General features: G+C 37.7%; 16 protein-coding genes and 1 pseudogene. 10 read left to right on the forward strand and 7 right to left on the reverse strand.

Features of this window, described 5'->3' with window-relative positions:
- Window positions 1-8 precede the first annotated feature (8 nt).
- Window positions 9-860 (forward strand): GRP family sugar transporter, encoded by an 852-nt coding sequence (locus OS139_RS04625; RefSeq protein WP_002288523.1) that lies wholly within the window; start codon window positions 9-11, stop codon window positions 858-860.
- A 123-nt stretch (window positions 861-983) separates the two neighbouring features.
- Here the strand turns inward: OS139_RS04625 and OS139_RS04630 are convergent, their stop codons facing one another.
- Entirely contained in the window at window positions 984-1,436 is a 453-nt protein-coding gene (locus OS139_RS04630; RefSeq protein ID WP_002296526.1) for a helix-turn-helix domain-containing protein, read from the reverse strand.
- A 464-nt stretch (window positions 1,437-1,900) separates the two neighbouring features.
- Window positions 1,901-2,269 (reverse strand): iron chaperone, encoded by a 369-nt coding sequence (locus OS139_RS04635; RefSeq protein ID WP_002294467.1) that lies wholly within the window; start codon window positions 2,267-2,269, stop codon window positions 1,901-1,903.
- A 149-nt stretch (window positions 2,270-2,418) separates the two neighbouring features.
- On the opposite strand from OS139_RS04635, the gene OS139_RS04640 reads away from it, so the two are divergent.
- Together OS139_RS04640 and OS139_RS04645 are read left to right on the forward strand one after the other, a co-directional pair.
- Complete coding sequence (locus OS139_RS04640; RefSeq protein ID WP_002294466.1) at window positions 2,419-2,901, forward strand: YbaK/EbsC family protein; 483 nt, start codon at window positions 2,419-2,421, stop codon at window positions 2,899-2,901.
- A gap of 36 nt (window positions 2,902-2,937) precedes the next feature.
- Complete coding sequence (locus OS139_RS04645; protein WP_002331462.1) at window positions 2,938-3,948, forward strand: S66 family peptidase; 1,011 nt, start codon at window positions 2,938-2,940, stop codon at window positions 3,946-3,948.
- A gap of 114 nt (window positions 3,949-4,062) precedes the next feature.
- Here OS139_RS04645 and OS139_RS04650 read toward each other — a convergent pair whose 3' ends face one another.
- On the reverse strand, window positions 4,063-4,776 hold the full coding sequence (locus OS139_RS04650; protein WP_325066814.1) for a hypothetical protein: 714 nt from the start codon (window positions 4,774-4,776) through the stop codon (window positions 4,063-4,065).
- A gap of 189 nt (window positions 4,777-4,965) precedes the next feature.
- Window positions 4,966-5,556, reverse strand: a complete 591-nt coding sequence (locus OS139_RS04655; protein WP_002331460.1) for a type 1 glutamine amidotransferase family protein — start codon at window positions 5,554-5,556, stop codon at window positions 4,966-4,968.
- A 483-nt stretch (window positions 5,557-6,039) separates the two neighbouring features.
- Here OS139_RS04655 and OS139_RS04660 point away from each other — a divergent pair, with 483 nt between their 5' ends.
- The 6 genes from OS139_RS04660 to dnaJ all read left to right on the forward strand — a co-directional run bounded on the left by OS139_RS04660 (window position 6,040) and on the right by dnaJ (window position 12,580).
- Window positions 6,040-6,267: a hypothetical protein gene (locus OS139_RS04660; RefSeq protein ID WP_002331459.1), complete on the forward strand. Its 228-nt coding sequence runs from the start codon at window positions 6,040-6,042 to the stop codon at window positions 6,265-6,267.
- 15 nt (window positions 6,268-6,282) lie between these two features.
- A complete protein-coding gene (gene hemW / locus OS139_RS04665) occupies window positions 6,283-7,449 on the forward strand; it encodes a radical SAM family heme chaperone HemW (protein WP_002331458.1) in 1,167 nt (388 codons plus the stop codon).
- Window positions 7,450-7,682: 233 nt separating this feature from the next.
- Entirely contained in the window at window positions 7,683-8,726 is a 1,044-nt protein-coding gene (gene hrcA, locus OS139_RS04670; RefSeq protein ID WP_002289532.1) for a heat-inducible transcriptional repressor HrcA, read from the forward strand.
- A 93-nt stretch (window positions 8,727-8,819) separates the two neighbouring features.
- Complete coding sequence (gene grpE, locus OS139_RS04675) at window positions 8,820-9,383, forward strand: nucleotide exchange factor GrpE (protein WP_002296525.1); 564 nt, start codon at window positions 8,820-8,822, stop codon at window positions 9,381-9,383.
- A 50-nt stretch (window positions 9,384-9,433) separates the two neighbouring features.
- Window positions 9,434-11,263, forward strand: a complete 1,830-nt coding sequence (dnaK, locus tag OS139_RS04680) for a molecular chaperone DnaK (RefSeq protein WP_002292134.1) — start codon at window positions 9,434-9,436, stop codon at window positions 11,261-11,263.
- Between the two features lie 150 nt (window positions 11,264-11,413).
- Window positions 11,414-12,580, forward strand: a complete 1,167-nt coding sequence (gene dnaJ / locus OS139_RS04685; protein ID WP_002289374.1) for a molecular chaperone DnaJ — start codon at window positions 11,414-11,416, stop codon at window positions 12,578-12,580.
- Between the two features lie 81 nt (window positions 12,581-12,661).
- Here dnaJ and OS139_RS04690 read toward each other — a convergent pair.
- A pseudogene (locus OS139_RS04690) lies at window positions 12,662-13,290 on the reverse strand (PucR family transcriptional regulator).
- A gap of 11 nt (window positions 13,291-13,301) precedes the next feature.
- On the opposite strand from OS139_RS04690, the gene OS139_RS04695 reads away from it, so the two are divergent.
- Window positions 13,302-13,475 carry a hypothetical protein gene (locus tag OS139_RS04695; protein ID WP_002296523.1) on the forward strand — a complete coding sequence of 58 codons (174 nt, stop codon included), beginning with the start codon at window positions 13,302-13,304 and terminating at the stop codon, window positions 13,473-13,475.
- A 44-nt stretch (window positions 13,476-13,519) separates the two neighbouring features.
- Here the strand turns inward: OS139_RS04695 and OS139_RS04700 are convergent, their stop codons facing one another.
- Both OS139_RS04700 and OS139_RS04705 read right to left on the reverse strand, forming a co-directional pair.
- Window positions 13,520-14,257, reverse strand: a complete 738-nt coding sequence (locus OS139_RS04700) for an amino acid ABC transporter ATP-binding protein (protein WP_002292113.1) — start codon at window positions 14,255-14,257, stop codon at window positions 13,520-13,522.
- Between the two features lies 1 nt (window position 14,258).
- On the reverse strand, window positions 14,259-15,761 hold the full coding sequence (locus OS139_RS04705) for an amino acid ABC transporter substrate-binding protein/permease (RefSeq protein WP_002331457.1): 1,503 nt from the start codon (window positions 15,759-15,761) through the stop codon (window positions 14,259-14,261).
- Between the last annotated feature and the right edge of the window lie 200 nt (window positions 15,762-15,961).

Raw genomic sequence — 15,961 nt, forward strand, 5'->3', positions numbered from 1 at the left:
GAATAAAAATGGGTTTATTGATTGCATTGATCCCGGCAGTTGGCTGGGGGATCCAGCCACTGATTTTGAAAAAGATTGGTGGCAGACCAACAAATGAGATATTAGGAACTGGTATTGGAGCGGTGCTTGTCGGCTTACTCGTTCAATTATTCGCTTCTCCAGCTGGTATTTCAGTGACTACATTTTTGATTAGTTTACTTTCTGGTGCATTTTGGGTTATTGGACAAACAGGACAGTATACATCTTTCAACTTGATTGGTGTTTCTAAAACGATGCCAATTTCGACTGCATTACAGTTAGTCGGAACCTCGTTGATTGGTGTCTTCGCTTTTGGAGAATGGTCTGGAAGTATGGGGAAAATCATTGGAGCAGCAGCAATCATTCTTCTTGTATTTGGTTCTGCTTTAACGGCAATCAGTGATGATCCTGGAAAAAAAGGCGGTATCACAAAAGGAATTAGTCTATTAGCATCAACAAGTATTGGTTATTGGGTATACAGTGCATTGCCTAAACTAGTTGATGCAAGCGGACTTTCCATTTTCTTTCCGCAAATGATCGGTGTCTTTTTAGGGGCAGTGATTTATGTGATTTTCCGTAAACCAACCGCATTTTCTGAAGACAAGAGTTGGAAAGCAACGATCGTTGGAGCCATCTTTAGTGTGTCAGCATTGGCTTATATTTTTTCAGCAAATGAAAATGGGGTTGCTACTGCATATATCATTACACAGCTAAACGTAGTTATCTCTACATTAGGCGGTATGTACATCCTACATGAAAATAAGACACCAAAAGAAAAAAAATTAACGATTATCGGATTATTGCTGATCGTAGTAGGAAGCATGGTCACGGTCTTTATTTGAGGATAAAGATGGTAAAATCTCATTTATTAAAAAAATATTTGTTTGAACCAAACAGTAAGTACTTATAAAAAAATAGCGCTAGAATTTCCAACATCTCTGGAATTTCTAGCGCTTTTTAATTGTTTAAGATACAAGGGAAATATCTGTCTGGATCAATAATTTTTCATTGATCCATTGACTAAAGTTTACGACATAATTGAAGTTACCACCGATTAGTATCTCCGCATGATTGTCTTTATAAAGATCGTATTGTAAAAGACGGTCTTTTTTATTTGCGTAAACATCGTTATGGTACTGGACTAATTGTTCTCGGAATTGATTGATTGCTGTAAAATCACGATATTGAAGGTTGAAACGCATCGTGATTGGTGCATTTAGCATGAATCGCTGCATTTCTTTTGCTGCTTCCTCTGCTTGATCTCCGTATAGGAACTCAAAAAGATTACGTTCAGAAAATTTCCATTGCCCGCCAACCTTTGTTCCTTTTAGTTTTCCTTCATGAAGATAATTTCTGATAGAACGTGTAGTAACACCTAATTGTTCGGCTAATTCATTTACTGAGTAAAAATCTTTCAATGTTCACCCTCCTATGTGAATGGTTCTACTGACTTAGTTGATATTTGCTTAATCACGAAATGTAGAAAGAACGATTTTAATTAAGGTCATTGTAAAAATCAAGTCAGAAAATTCTAACTTTTATTTCTCTAAAGAAATTCGTTCTCTCCTAAAGTGATATTATATTTAAATATACCTAAAAATAATGGGCAGTATTATGAAAGATCACTGATATTTTCTCGTATTTTTTCCTTATTCAAAAGTTTTGCAGGAAAATTGCTGAAAAAATAATTTTACTAAGTGGAAAATTCAAAGCCATTCAATCAGTGATTTTTTTCAGCACAAGAAAGACTCCTTATAAAAATAGCAGATACTTTGTCAATTAAGTGTTTAACCAGGGATGATAAAAAGGATAGGATTGAACAAAACCTGTATAAGATGATGAATAGTTTCCTCGCCAGTAAAAGGTTTATTCGTATAAAGCTTTATCGCCAAAATTTATCATGACCTTTTTTATCTTCAATATTAAATGAAATCAATTGTTCAATCAATTCCCAGTTGATTACACTTTTCCAAGGAACTTTGATGACGTTATCCGTATATACGTAGCCTGCTTCTTGGATATTTTTTTCAAGGGCACGAATCGCTGCTTTTTCCGGTGCGATAGAAAAATGATTTTTAGCAAAACTAAATGCAATAATAAAGGTACCATGGTCAGTAAACATAGGTTGGTTCCATTTTACAGTTGTGTCTAGCTGGGGATACGTTTCTGTTATCTTAGCAAAAAGGTCTTTGATCTTTTGTTGATGTTCTTTTTCTTTGATCTGATTGATGATCGGCTGAAATTTTTCCATTATAAAACGCCTCCATTAAGTGGTTTGATTTATTTTACCAGAAAAACAATAGTTATGTATAAAAAACGAACAAAACACAAGTAATGTTGTAACCGCTATATTTATATGATAAGATGTCTCAAATAATAAAATAGAAAAGAGACATAAAAATGATTGACTTGGCAAAGAAATTCTTACACGAAAATATATATTTTGAGTTGTATCATCATCGAGCCATTTATACAAATGAAGATGCTTTGGTAATAAAGAAAGAACAAGGATTTACAGGTACAGAGACCAAAAGCTTATTCTTAAAAGATAAAAAAGATAATAACTACGTATATCTGACTTTTACTACGAAACAAACGGATTTCAAAGCATTAGGGAAGATCGTCGGTAAAAGGCTTTCTATTGTTTCATCAGAACGCATGGAAGAACAAACGGGACAAAAGCAGGGCGCTGTTTCTCCGTTTGGTTATGAAAAACAGATTCCGATTATTATTGATGAAGAGCTCTTATCAAATGAAAAACTTGTTTTTGCACCAGGTAGACCAGATCAAACGATGGTCATCCAAACGGTTGACTTAAACAAAATCATCCAGCTACTTGAGATGCCGATATTTTTGATGCCGGCAAACGAAAAAAACAATTAACCAAGTAAAATAGTGCATACTTGGAGGTGAAGCAACATGATAAGTTATCCATTATTAGAAAGAAATGCAACGATTGGGGTTACTGCACCATCCTCAGGCGTATCAGAGGAACACCATTCGTTACTCGAATCAGCTTTAAAGAGAATGGAAGAAAAATCTTTCCAAGTAGTTACTGGAAAGACGCTTTGGACGCAAGATAAGGAAAAATCAGGTCCAGCAAGAAAACGAGCAGATGAATTCAATCAAATGATGCAAGATGAAAATATCCAAATGATCTTTCCGCCTTGGGGAGGAGAATTATTGATTGAGATTCTCGATTTTGTCGATTTTGATGCTCTACAACCAAAATGGATAGTAGGTTATTCAGATATTAGTACGTTGCTACTTGCTGTCACATTAAAAACAGGGATAGCCACTGCACATGGAACTAACCTTATTGATTTAAGAGGAGAGTACTTGGATGAAACGACAGCAATGTGGGAAAGTGTACTGAAAACAAGAGAAGGAGAATCGATTCTACAGCAACCTTCTGAAAAGTATCAAAAAGAGTGGCCCCATGAGCATTCATCATCTTCTGTTTTCCATCTCACTGAACCAACAAATTGGCAATCAGTCAGCGGAGATGCAGTAAGGATGAAGGGACGATTATTAGGTGGCTGTATTGATACGATCAGGCATTTAATCGGTACCCCTTATGGAGATGTCCAATCTTTTAAAAGAAAGTATAATGATGGAAAGCCGATCTTGTGGTTTCTAGAAAACTGTGAGCTATCGTCAGTTGATTTAAGAAGATCACTTGTTCAGATGAAACTGGCAGGATGGTTTGATGGCAGCTCGGGGATCATGTTCGGTAGAAGTGCGGCAGAGGATTTGTTAGATTATAAAATGAAGGATGTATACGAAGATCTGTCAAAGGAATTAAAGCTACCGATCTTGTATGATATTGATTGTGGTCATGTACCGCCACAACTGACATTGATCAATGGTGCCTATGCAGAAGTAGCGGTAGAAGATAGAAAAGCGACTGTTTTGCAAACGTTTATTTAAAAAATTTTTTCCTGCCTTGGAGTTTATCAAAGACCAACAAATCTAAATAGAAAAGAAAATGAAAGAAGCTGACAGTATTTTGCCAGCTTCTTTTTGTATGATCTATTAGAAATTTTAATTATCCATAACTATCACATTGATCAGCTGTTTCACATCATTTGGATTTCCTGTAGGAATAGCTACTACAGATGCATTATCAATGATTTCTTGAGTTGTTTCTCTAATGAACGCTGGATAAGATGTTTGATCTGCAGGCATTTGCCAATGTGAAGGAACTGGATAACTAGTGATTGTCCCGTCATGGTTACTTGAATACACTAAAACTTCCTGGTAACTGTATTTCCCAGTGAGCATAACCACATCTTTCGGATAGACTGCACTCCCTGCATCATAAGGGGCGATAGGTGTTCCTGCAGGATAATCAATAACATGTAATTCGAAATCACCCGATGTATCTCTAAAAGTATTACCTCTAATAGCTAGCCAAACACGTGCGTACTCAATTTGTAGATCAGAATATCCTGCTAACGGATCTATTGACTGAGAAGACTGTGAGGAGGTTGTGTCTATTGTTGAAGAAGAAATATTTGTCTCAACTGTACTACTAGATGTAGAAGAAGTATTGGGCTCTGAGACTTTACTGCTTGTTGAAGATGTATTCGTTTCAGTAGAAGCTGATTTCTGAGTACTTGATTTTTCAGCTGAACTGGTTTGTCTGATTGAACTTTTGTCTGTGGTCGCAGATGGATCACTATTTTCTTTACTAGGAGACGTACATCCTACAAGGAATAAAGAGACCAACAATAAAATAAAACCTAACTTTTTCATATAAAATACCTCATTATTTTTTTAATACCAGTATAGCATAATCCTGAATTTTTGAATCCGTAAAACCTTGTCTATGAATATAAATAGAGTGTATCTTCTTTGATAAATGTCAGAAAAAGTGTGACAAATAATCATCAGTAAAATTACTTGTCACACTATTGATAAGGAGTATTTAATTGAAGAGAATGATTAGGAGAAAGGATCTCCGTACTTTTTATAGTAATCATAGAATCCGAGTTTGTATAGACGAATCGTTTTTTCTCTTATTTCTTCTGTTTCAAAATGGACTGCTTGAAGAATCAAGTCTGTGAATTCTATAGGAGCTGTTCCATTCGCAGTAATCAAATTACGATCTTTCACAGCTTGTTGTTCTATAAAATCTTCTTTATTCTGATAATTTTTCGATTCTAACCAAGGAAATTGCGCATTTCCGGTGTGTTTGTAACCTTGCAATAATCCGCTCTGAGCTAAATAATCAACTGCCCCACAAATAGCAGCTACTGGTACGTCTGTTTTTAACAATTTATCGATTATTTGATATAAATGATGATTTTTTATGTCCCATGAATTGCCACCGATCATAATAAAGAGGTCAACTTTTTCAGGTATTTGTTCGATTAAGTAATCGATTTTTGTTTTTAATCCTCCAATGGAAGTGACCTCTGATTGGATAGAAGCAGTTTTGTTTTGCCATTTCTCATTTTGGTTTAGTGTGCTAGTAATATAAGCACCTTCCCAATCGGCATATTCCTCTAATAGAAACGTAATCGCAGTTTTCATTTTCAAGCTCTCCTTTACTATCTATGACAAGGACAACAGTTTTAACATACAGACATTCATTAAATTTGGATAGCGACAGCGAAAACAACAATTCTTAAGTTTTAGACAGAGTATACAGACAGTCAACTTAATTAAATACGAACTAAATAAAAATGACAGGTAATCATTTTTGTTTACCAGCATTATAACATTTTGCATACATGGATGACAAAAGAACCAATTCCCACTTGCTTGAGTACAATATTAAAAGAAACTGGAAGGCAAAAAGTAATTATAGAAACGAAAAATAAATCATATCGGGCACTCAGACATGAAAACAACCCTAGAAATATATAACTAGGTAACCAGTTTAATGAAAGAAAAAATCATCCAAGAAGTCGATTCTTGGATTTTTTAGTGGATTTGTTCGCCAAATACGTTTAGTATGCGTATATGAGAGGTTGTAAGCAAAGCGTTGTGACCTGAGCACTTAAGGAGGAATCTGTGAAAATAGCTTTTCATATTTTTGCAGATTTTGAGTTAATGCCGAAGGTCAGCTTTGCGATTACCGTTTATCGAGAGGCTGTAAAAGCACCGTGTAGCTCCGATGACAATAAGCAAGCATTTTTAGAGCTAGGTTTCCTTGATTCTAAATATGCGGCTTATTTCAATGAGTTGGTGCTTGAACGCGATTTTAAGAAGGTCGAAAACAGGCACGACTTTTCGACGTAAGGAGAAAGAATTTCAATGATAGAAACAATAAATCCCGCAGAAAACAAGGTTTCTGCGTACATTCATATCCCATTTTGCGAGCATATCTGCTATTACTGTGACTTTAATAAAGTTTTTTTAGAAGGGCAGCCAGTAGATGAGTATGTGGAAATGCTGCTGAATGAAATGAAAATAATGCTGGAAAGTCATCCTACAGCGAATTTGGAAACACTTTATGTAGGAGGCGGAACACCAACTTCTTTATCTGCTAAACAACTTGATCGACTATTATCAGGTGCTAGAGAGATCCTGCCTTTTCAAAATGGTAATGAGTTTACTGTAGAAGCGAATCCTGGTGATTTGACCCGTGAAAAACTTCAAGTGATGAAAAACTATGGCGTCAATCGTTTATCCATGGGAGTGCAGACATTTGACAATCGCTTATTGAAAAAAATTGGACGTAAACATACTGCAGAAGATGTGTATCAAACAATGCAATTTTTAGAAGCAGAAAATTTTACCAATGTAAGCATCGATTTGATTTATGCATTACCGGGACAAACACTAGAAGGATATCGGGATACTTTGGAAAAAGCTTTGGCTTTGGATCTGCCTCATTATTCTTTGTACTCATTGATCCTTGAAAACAAAACAATGTTCATGAACTGGGTACGACAAGGTAGACTCGAACTGCCTGATCAGGAAACGGAAACCAGAATGTTTGAAGAGACGATTGAAGCAATGGAAAAGCATGGACGTCACCAATATGAAATAAGTAACTTTGGGCTCTCCGGACATGAATCTCAACATAACCTCATGTACTGGAACAATGACCACTATTTTGGGTTTGGAGCTGGTGCTAGCGGTTATCTTGGAGATATTCGTTACCGCAACAAAGGACCAATCCAACACTATTTACGCCCATTACGAGCAAATGAACGCCCGGTATTGGAAGAAGAAAAATTGACACGAAAAAATCAAATAGAAGAAGAAATGTTCTTAGGACTAAGAAAAAAAACAGGGATTACTAAAAAACATTTCTATGATCGCTATCAAAAAACAATTGAATCGGTGTACGGTGATGTGCTAAGGGAATTAGAGCAAGAAGGGTTACTTGTTAATGAAGAAGACCGTGTTTATTTGACACCAAGAGGGACCTTTTTGGGGAACAATGTGTTTGAGCGCTTTTTGTTTGAAAAATAGTTTAAAGAATATTTGTTTTTTATCTGAATTTAAATAAAAAAAGTTCAAAAATACAATAAAGGACTATTGAAACGTTGATATAACTGGATTTACATCAATTATTTAGAATTAGCACTCTTGTGTTTAGAGTGCTAAAAAATGGAGTCTTTCTCTTGACAGGAGAAGGGCTTCTTGCTATATTTATAAGTGGATTAGCACTTAGAATATATGAGTGCTAATGAGAGGTGAGGAAGATGTTAACAAAGCGACAAAACGACATTTTACGTCTGATCATCCAACACTATACGAGTAGTGGCGTGCCCGTTGGTTCCAAAACATTGATGTCTGAGGGAGTCAAGGCCAGCTCAGCAACGATTCGCAATGATATGAAAGCATTAGAAGATGAAGGATTGCTGTTGAAGACTCACTCTTCTTCTGGGCGGATTCCATCTGCTTTAGGCTATCGTTATTACGTGGATCATTTGTTAAAACCTGCTCGCGTAGCAGAAGATGATTTGCTGCTGATTCGTCAGTCTCTAGGCAGAGAATTTCATGAAATCAATGAGATTATTAAGCAATCTGCTGAGATATTATCTGAGCTGACAAGCTATACGACTTTTTCATTGGGACCTGAAATAAAAGACCGCCGACTGACTGGCTTTCGTATCGTACCCTTGAATAATCGACAGATTATTGCTATCGTCGTAACAGATATGGGGAATGTAGAAAGCCAAGTGTTCACTCTTCCCGAATATATGGGAAGTCAGGAACTAGAAAAAATGGTACAGATTGTAAACGACCGTCTAGTCGGAGATCCTCTGATGACGGTGTACCATAAACTTCGTACGGAGATTCCGATGATTCTTCATAAATATTTCCAAACGACAGAAGGGATGTCTCAGTTATTTGACACCGTTCTTGGTCATGTTTTTGAAGATAAGGTTTATGTCAGTGGACAAATGAATCTCTTGGATTATGAGCCCCGTCAAGATCTTGATCAGTTCAAATCGATGTTTTCTTTTATGAAAGACTCAGACGGACTTACACAAATGATCACTCCGATGGATAGCAATATTCATATCAAGATTGGTGCTGAATTAGGCAATGATTTATTGCAGAATATGAGTATGATTCAAGCAAGTTACGAGATAGATGGTCATGGAAGAGGTACAATAGCCTTGTTAGGGCCTACTAGTATGCCTTATTCTCGGATGTTCGGTCTAGTCGATGTTTATCGAAGAGAACTAGCAGCTAAACTTGCTGATTACTACCGTTCGCTTGACTTGTCAAACTCGTAATGTGAATAACGAAGCTATTTGCAGCTGATCGTTCTCTCTTTCTTAGTAAGAGCAATCAAACAGCTGACTGAATAATGAAAGGAAGACTGTATCGTGAAAGAAAATCAAGAAGAACTAGATAAAGAAATGACAGATGCTCAGCCAGAACCGGAAATCGATGTCGAAGCTGCAGAAGATTCGGGTATTTCAGAAGCTGAAGCGGAAGAATTCGAAACAGCGAAATTAAAAGCTGAGTTAGAAGAAATGGAAGATAAATACTTGCGGGCTCGTGCTGAAATCGCAAATATGGCAAATCGAGGAAAAAATGAGCGTGAGCAATTACAAAAATACCGTTCACAAGATTTAGCCAAAAAATTACTTCCATCAATTGACAACCTGGAACGTGCATTAGCCACAGAAGTGTCAGATGATCAAGGGGCAGGTTTGAAAAAAGGCGTGGAAATGGTCTTGGAAAGTTTGCGTAACGCACTGGAAGAAGAAGGAATTGAAAAAATCCCTGCTAAAGGAGAAGCCTTTGATCCTAATCTTCATCAAGCAGTACAAACTGTTCCAGCGACTGAAGATACACCAGCCGATACGATTGTAGAAGTACTACAAGAAGGCTACAAATTACATGATCGCGTGTTAAGACCAACTATGGTCATTGTTGCACAATAATTGTGCGGATATAAAACTTACACTTTCAATTAAAGAAGGAGACGTTAATTATGAGTAAAATTATCGGTATTGACTTAGGTACGACTAACTCTGCAGTAGCAGTATTGGAAGGAAACGAAGCAAAAATCATCGCTAACCCAGAAGGAAACCGTACAACACCTTCTGTTGTATCATTCAAAAATGGAGAAATCCAAGTAGGGGAAGTTGCAAAACGTCAAGCTGTGACAAACCCAAATACGATTTCATCAATCAAACGCCATATCGGTGAAGCAGGTTACAAAGTAGATGTAGAAGGTAAATCATATACACCACAAGAAATCTCAGCAATGATCCTTCAATATATCAAAGGATTCGCAGAAGACTATTTAGGTGAAAAAGTCGAAAAAGCAGTTATCACTGTGCCAGCTTACTTTAATGATGCACAACGTCAAGCAACAAAAGATGCTGGTAAGATCGCTGGTCTAGAAGTAGAACGTATCGTCAATGAACCAACTGCAGCTGCTCTTGCCTATGGTTTAGATAAAACAGATCGCGACGAAAAAATCTTAGTATTCGACCTTGGTGGCGGTACTTTTGACGTATCTATCCTTGAACTAGGAGACGGTGTCTTTGATGTATTGTCAACAGCTGGCGACAACCATCTAGGTGGGGACGACTTTGATAACAAAATCATCGACTACATGGTAGCAGAATTCAAAAAAGAAAACAGCATTGACTTGTCTCAAGACAAAATGGCTTTACAACGCTTGAAAGACGCTGCTGAAAAAGCGAAAAAAGATTTATCTGGCGTATCAAGCACACAAATCAGCTTGCCATTTATCACAGCAGGAGAATCTGGACCATTGCATTTGGAAATGACATTGACACGTGCAAAATTTGATGAATTAACAGCTGACTTAGTAGAACGTACAAAAGTACCAGTACGTCAAGCGCTAAAAGATGCAGGTCTATCACAATCAGAAATCGACGAAGTTATTTTAGTCGGTGGATCTACTCGTATCCCTGCAGTTGTAGAAGCAGTACGTAAAGAAACAGGAAAAGAACCAAACAAATCAGTTAACCCTGATGAAGTAGTTGCTATGGGTGCTGCTATCCAAGGTGGCGTGATCACTGGTGATGTGAAAGATGTTGTTTTACTTGACGTTACACCATTGTCATTAGGTATCGAAACAATGGGTGGAGTGTTCACTAAATTGATTGACCGCAATACAACGATTCCAACAAGTAAATCACAAGTATTCTCAACTGCGGCAGATAATCAACCAGCAGTAGACATCCATGTATTACAAGGTGAACGCCCAATGGCTGCTGACAACAAAACTCTAGGAAGATTCCAATTGACAGATATTCCAGCAGCTCCTCGTGGTATTCCACAAATCGAAGTAACATTCGATATTGATAAAAACGGGATTGTAAATGTATCTGCGAAAGATCTAGGTACACAAAAAGAACAAAAAATCACGATCAAATCTTCTTCAGGTCTAACAGACGAAGAAATCGAACGTATGGTAAAAGATGCAGAAGCAAATGCAGAAGCAGATAAAGCTCGTAAAGAGGAAGTTGACCTACGTAATGATGTAGATGCATTGCTATTTTCTGTGGACAAAACATTGAAAGAATTAGAAGGCAAAGTGGACGAAGAAGAAGTGAAAAAAGCAGAAACAGCTCGCGATGAATTGAAAGCCGCTGTTGAAGCAAACAACATCGAAGAAATGAAAACTAAACGCGATGCATTGAACGAAATCGTTCAAAACTTGACTGTTAAACTATACGAACAAGCGGCACAACAACAAGCTCAAGAAAACCCAGAAGCAGCTCAAGGCGGAGCAGATGATGTCGTTGATGCTGATTTTGAAGAAGTCGATGGCGACGATAAATAATCAGTTCACTGAATTTCGAGAGAAGGCCAAAGTTGCTACTTTGGCTTTTTCTTTTGAAAAATAGTTTGAAGTATCGGTTTTTGTTTCAAACAAAATATGATATGATAACAAGCGACGTGAAAATGATGAGAACCAATAGGAGGAAAGCCTATGGCAACAAAACGTGATTATTATGAAGTCTTAGGGCTCTCAAAAGGAGCATCAGAAGATGAAATAAAGAAAGCTTATCGTAAGCTTTCGAAAAAATACCATCCTGACATCAATAAAGAACCTGATGCGGAAGAAAAATTCAAAGAAGTATCAGAAGCATATGAGATTTTAAGTGACCCGCAAAAACGCGCTGCATATGACCAATACGGGCATGCAGGCACAGATCCAAATTACGGTGCTGGTGGAGCTGGTGGCGGATTTGGTGGATTCGGCGGCTTCTCTGGTGGCGGCTTCGGTGGTTTTGAAGATATCTTCGACTCTTTCTTTGGAGGAGGCGGTCGGTCAGTCGATCCAAATGCGCCTCGTCAAGGTGCTGATTTGCAATATACGGTCGACTTGTCTTTTGAAGAAGCGATTTTTGGTGTAGAAAAAGAAATCAAGTATAATCGGGAAGAAATCTGTCATACTTGTGGTGGGAACGGTGCAAAACCAGGCACACAACCAACTACTTGTCATAAATGTCATGGTGCAGGTACGATCAATGTAGAACGCCAAACACCACTTGGACGAGTGATGAGCCGTCAAACTTGTGATGTTTGTCATGGGACAGGGAAAGAAATCAAAGAACCTTGTCCAACCTGTCATGGCTCAGGACATGAGAAGAAAGCACATTCAGTTAAAGTGAATGTACCAGCTGGTGTAGAAGAAGGACAACAAATGCGTTTAGCTGGTCAAGGAGAAGCTGGAGAAAACGGCGGACCATTTGGTGATTTGTATGTGGTCTTCCGTGTAGAAGAAAGTGATATCTTTGATCGTGAAGGTTCTGAAATTTACTATGAATTGCCTTTAAGTTTTGTACAAGCAGCTTTGGGGGATGAAGTCCAAGTACCAACTGTCCATGGAGATGTGAAATTGAAGATCCCTGCTGGAACACAGACAGGTACGAACTTCCGTTTACGTGGAAAAGGCGCTCCGAAGTTACGTGGTGGTGCAACAGGCGACCAACATGTCAAAGTAAAACTGATCACACCGAAAAATCTAAATGAACAACAAAGAGAAGCATTACGTGCATTCGCTGAAGCTGGCGGCATCAAAGTTGAAGAACAGCAAGAAGACGGTTTCTTCGATAAGTTTAAAGATGCTTTTGGCGGGAAAAAGCGGAAGTAGTTTTTCTAGTAAAAACGCTAAGTCATTAATAATTAAAAACCAGACGAACAATCATATGTTCGCCTGGTTTTTTTGTAGTTGTCATGTTTGTACCAACAAAAAAGCCAGCTTTAGAATATGATAATCGTCATAGTTTCTAGGGGTATAACCAGTGAGAGAATGGAACTTGTTCAATCGATATTGCAAGGTGTTTTTATGAATAAATAATTCTTCTGAGCAATTTTTGATGCTTCCGTTATTTTTACTGAAGCATGCCAAAGTCTTCTTGAACAAATGTACTTCTTCTTCTGTCGGGCTTTTCAAAATACGTTTTACATATAATGTTCGTTGATCTGACGGGATTGCTGGTAAAATGATCCCGAGGTCTAAATCTTCAAAAAAGCGGATCTCGTTCACAGATTGATGGAAAGTTATCCGTTCACAGCGTGTTGGGCATGAAGGAAAGATTGCGGTGTCTCTTGCTCTGTATAACAAAGCGACCCAATTCCAAAGTTTAGCTGTAACTGATACATTTTATTAAACTTTGTCTGGATTTTATCAAGCAATGATAGCAATGAGGCTCTGGAAATCCGATTGACTAGGATAATGATTTGTTGTCTATGTACAGTGAACAAAGCCTGTCCGTAATAAGAGAAGATCCTTTCGAGCAACTCCAATAAAGGATTGATCCGTTCTTGACACAATTGCTGGTTGTCAGAAAGTTGTCCCACAACTACATAATATGGAGAAGAAAAATCAAGCTCAATTAAGTGAGGGTGGTATCGACTATGTACTTGATATCATCAATGAACCGATGGTACTTTCTTATGCGATGGAACAGGTAGAGCGATTGCTTGTTTGTGCAGGAAAACAAGCGATGCGGCTGATACGATTAGGTGAGAAAATAAGAAGATAAAAATACACGGTCTCTTCATGGCGACCGTGCATTTTTGGTTTTTATTAAATATTTAATACTTTATTCAAGAAATCTTTTGTCCGTTCATTTTGCGGATTTTCAAAGATTTGTTGAGGCGTTCCGTCTTCTAAAAAGTTTCCGTCGTCAATGAACATGACGCGATTGGCCACTTCTTTAGCGAACCCCATTTCGTGCGTAACGATAACCATCGTCATACCTTGTTCTGCTAACTTTTTCATGACGTTCAAGACATCACCGACCATTTCAGGATCGAGTGCAGAAGTAGGCTCATCAAAAAGCATGATGTCAGGGTTCATCGCTAGAGCACGAGCAATAGCCACACGCTGTTTTTGTCCACCAGAAAGCATTTCAGGATACATATCTTTTTTATCTTCTAGACCAACTGTCTGCAGTAATTTGATTGCTTTTTTCTCTGCTTCTTCTCTAGATTCTTTCTTCAGGTCCATCGGTGCTAAAATGATGTTTTCCAAAATAGAAAGATGAGGGAATAGGTTAAAGTGTTGGAATACCATTCCGATATGTTGTCTCACCAAGTTGATATCTGTGCTTTTATCCATCAAGTGGGCGCCGTCAATAATAATTTCACCGTCAGAAGGTTCTTCTAAACGATTCAAGCAACGCAAGAATGTACTTTTTCCTGAACCTGAAGGGCCAATGATACAGACGACATCTCCTTCGTTGATGGATACATTGATGTCGTTTAATACTGTGTTATCGCCGTATTTTTTGACTAAATGCTCAACTAAGATTTTTTCTGCCATCTTACTTCACCTTCTTTTCTAAAACTTTTGCTAATTTTGTCAATGCTGTGATCAAAATCAAGTACATGATCGCAATGATCAAGTAAACATACGTACTTTGTGTTGTACGTGCAACAATGATCTTACCAGTTTGCAGCAATTCGACTACACCGATTGCGGAAATGATCGTTGTGTCTTTTAATGAGATAACGAACTGATTGACGAATGATGGGATCATGATGCGTATCGCTTGCGGCAAAATGATTTTTTGCATTGTCCGATTATAAGAAAGACCTAAACTTCTGGAAGCTTCCATTTGTCCGACAGGAACGGCGTTGATCCCGCCTCGAACAATCTCTGCGATATAAGCACTTGCGTTAAGAGTCAAGGTGATAACACCAGCAAGGAAGTCAGGAATCGTAAATCCAACGATACCAGGCAACCCAAAGAAAATAAAGAACGCAAGAACCATCATTGGAATTCCTCGGATGATATCGACATAAATACTAGCAAGTGTGCGAAGAGCGCGTATTGGTGCTACACTGAATAATCCAAAAATCACACCGATTACTATAGCCAAAGCAAAGGAGATCAAAGTTAGGAGAATTGTTCTCCAAAGTCCTTTCAACAATGCTTGATAGTTGTTTTGGATAAGTCCAAGAAATGTTGATTCATCAGCAGTGGAAGACTCACTGGAAGTTTCTGAACCATCCGCTACATATTCTTTAATAATCTTATCGTATTCGCCTGTTCTTTTTAATTCTTTCAATCCTTCATTGAACATATTAAGAAGCTCAGGATTTTGTCCTTTTTTAACGGCAAATGCATATTTTCCGCCAGATTCTTTTTTGATCGGTGTTTCCAATTCTTGTCCTTGTTTGATCGCATAACCGATTACCGGATAATCATCCATCATTGCATCGATTGCGCCAACTTTTAACCCGTCGTACAATTGATCAGCAGCATCAAAATATTTGATAGAATAGCCATATTCAGATTCATGGTCGCTTAAAAATTCAGCACTTTCGGTACCAACTTTTGCTCCGACTGTTTTTCCTTTCAAATCTTCATAAGACTTGATCGAAGTATCTCCTTTTTTGACAGCTAATTGGATCCCGCTATCAAAGTAAGAATCAGAAAAATCATAGCTTTTCTTTCGTTCATCTGTTACAGTCATTCCGGCAATCATTCCGTCTGCTTGTCCTGATTCCAAAGCTTGCAAAGCAGCAGAGAAACCACGGTAGTCCATTCGGATGTTAAATCCTTGCAGTTTGGCGATGTTTTCCATCAATTTTACATCGATGCCTTCGTACTCGCCCTTTGCGTTTTGAAATTCAAATGGAGCAAAAGCAGAGTCACTGGCAATTACGTATACGTCTTTTTTGGGCTCTATTTTTTGCATTGTCTCGCTTGTGCTTGACTCTGCCGTTGTAGTGTTGTCAGCTTGTGCAACATGACCAAACGCAAGTGTCACAAGTCCTGTCATTAAGAAAACAAATGAGTGAAATAAATGCTTTCTTTTCATAATCAACCTCCTAAATTTCCAATATTTTATTATTATAGGCGAAAAGTGCTGAATCAGACAAGACTGTAAGCTCGAAAAAATGAAAAAAATGCGAGTTTCTAACATTTTATGTTATAAAACGTAACATGTATAATAAGATAAAAAAGTAGCGAAAGTATGTTCGGTGTGGTATAATTTTTTAGTAAGGAATGCCTTTGCTT

This window comes from Enterococcus sp. E4-223, from assembly GCF_035727065.1.
Taxonomy (GTDB): domain Bacteria; phylum Bacillota; class Bacilli; order Lactobacillales; family Enterococcaceae; genus Enterococcus_B; species Enterococcus_B faecium.

Excerpts from the sequence above, each read along its gene's own strand:
- OS139_RS04645 (WP_002331462.1), top strand. The coding sequence starts at position 2,938 with ATGATAAGTTATCCATTATTAGAAAGAAATGCAACGATTGGGGTTACT.
- OS139_RS04695 (WP_002296523.1), top strand. The coding sequence starts at position 13,302 with ATGGAGAAGAAAAATCAAGCTCAATTAAGTGAGGGTGGTATCGACTAT.
- dnaK (WP_002292134.1), top strand. The coding sequence starts at position 9,434 with ATGAGTAAAATTATCGGTATTGACTTAGGTACGACTAACTCTGCAGTA.
- hrcA (WP_002289532.1), top strand. The coding sequence starts at position 7,683 with ATGTTAACAAAGCGACAAAACGACATTTTACGTCTGATCATCCAACAC.
- OS139_RS04705 (WP_002331457.1), bottom strand. The coding sequence starts at position 15,761 with ATGAAAAGAAAGCATTTATTTCACTCATTTGTTTTCTTAATGACAGGA.
- dnaJ (WP_002289374.1), top strand. The coding sequence starts at position 11,414 with ATGGCAACAAAACGTGATTATTATGAAGTCTTAGGGCTCTCAAAAGGA.
- OS139_RS04640 (WP_002294466.1), top strand. The coding sequence starts at position 2,419 with ATGATTGACTTGGCAAAGAAATTCTTACACGAAAATATATATTTTGAG.
- OS139_RS04700 (WP_002292113.1), bottom strand. The coding sequence starts at position 14,257 with ATGGCAGAAAAAATCTTAGTTGAGCATTTAGTCAAAAAATACGGCGAT.
- OS139_RS04625 (WP_002288523.1), top strand. The coding sequence starts at position 9 with ATGGGTTTATTGATTGCATTGATCCCGGCAGTTGGCTGGGGGATCCAG.
- OS139_RS04655 (WP_002331460.1), bottom strand. The coding sequence starts at position 5,556 with ATGAAAACTGCGATTACGTTTCTATTAGAGGAATATGCCGATTGGGAA.
- OS139_RS04635 (WP_002294467.1), bottom strand. The coding sequence starts at position 2,269 with ATGGAAAAATTTCAGCCGATCATCAATCAGATCAAAGAAAAAGAACAT.
- hemW (WP_002331458.1), top strand. The coding sequence starts at position 6,283 with ATGATAGAAACAATAAATCCCGCAGAAAACAAGGTTTCTGCGTACATT.
- OS139_RS04650 (WP_325066814.1), bottom strand. The coding sequence starts at position 4,776 with ATGAAAAAGTTAGGTTTTATTTTATTGTTGGTCTCTTTATTCCTTGTA.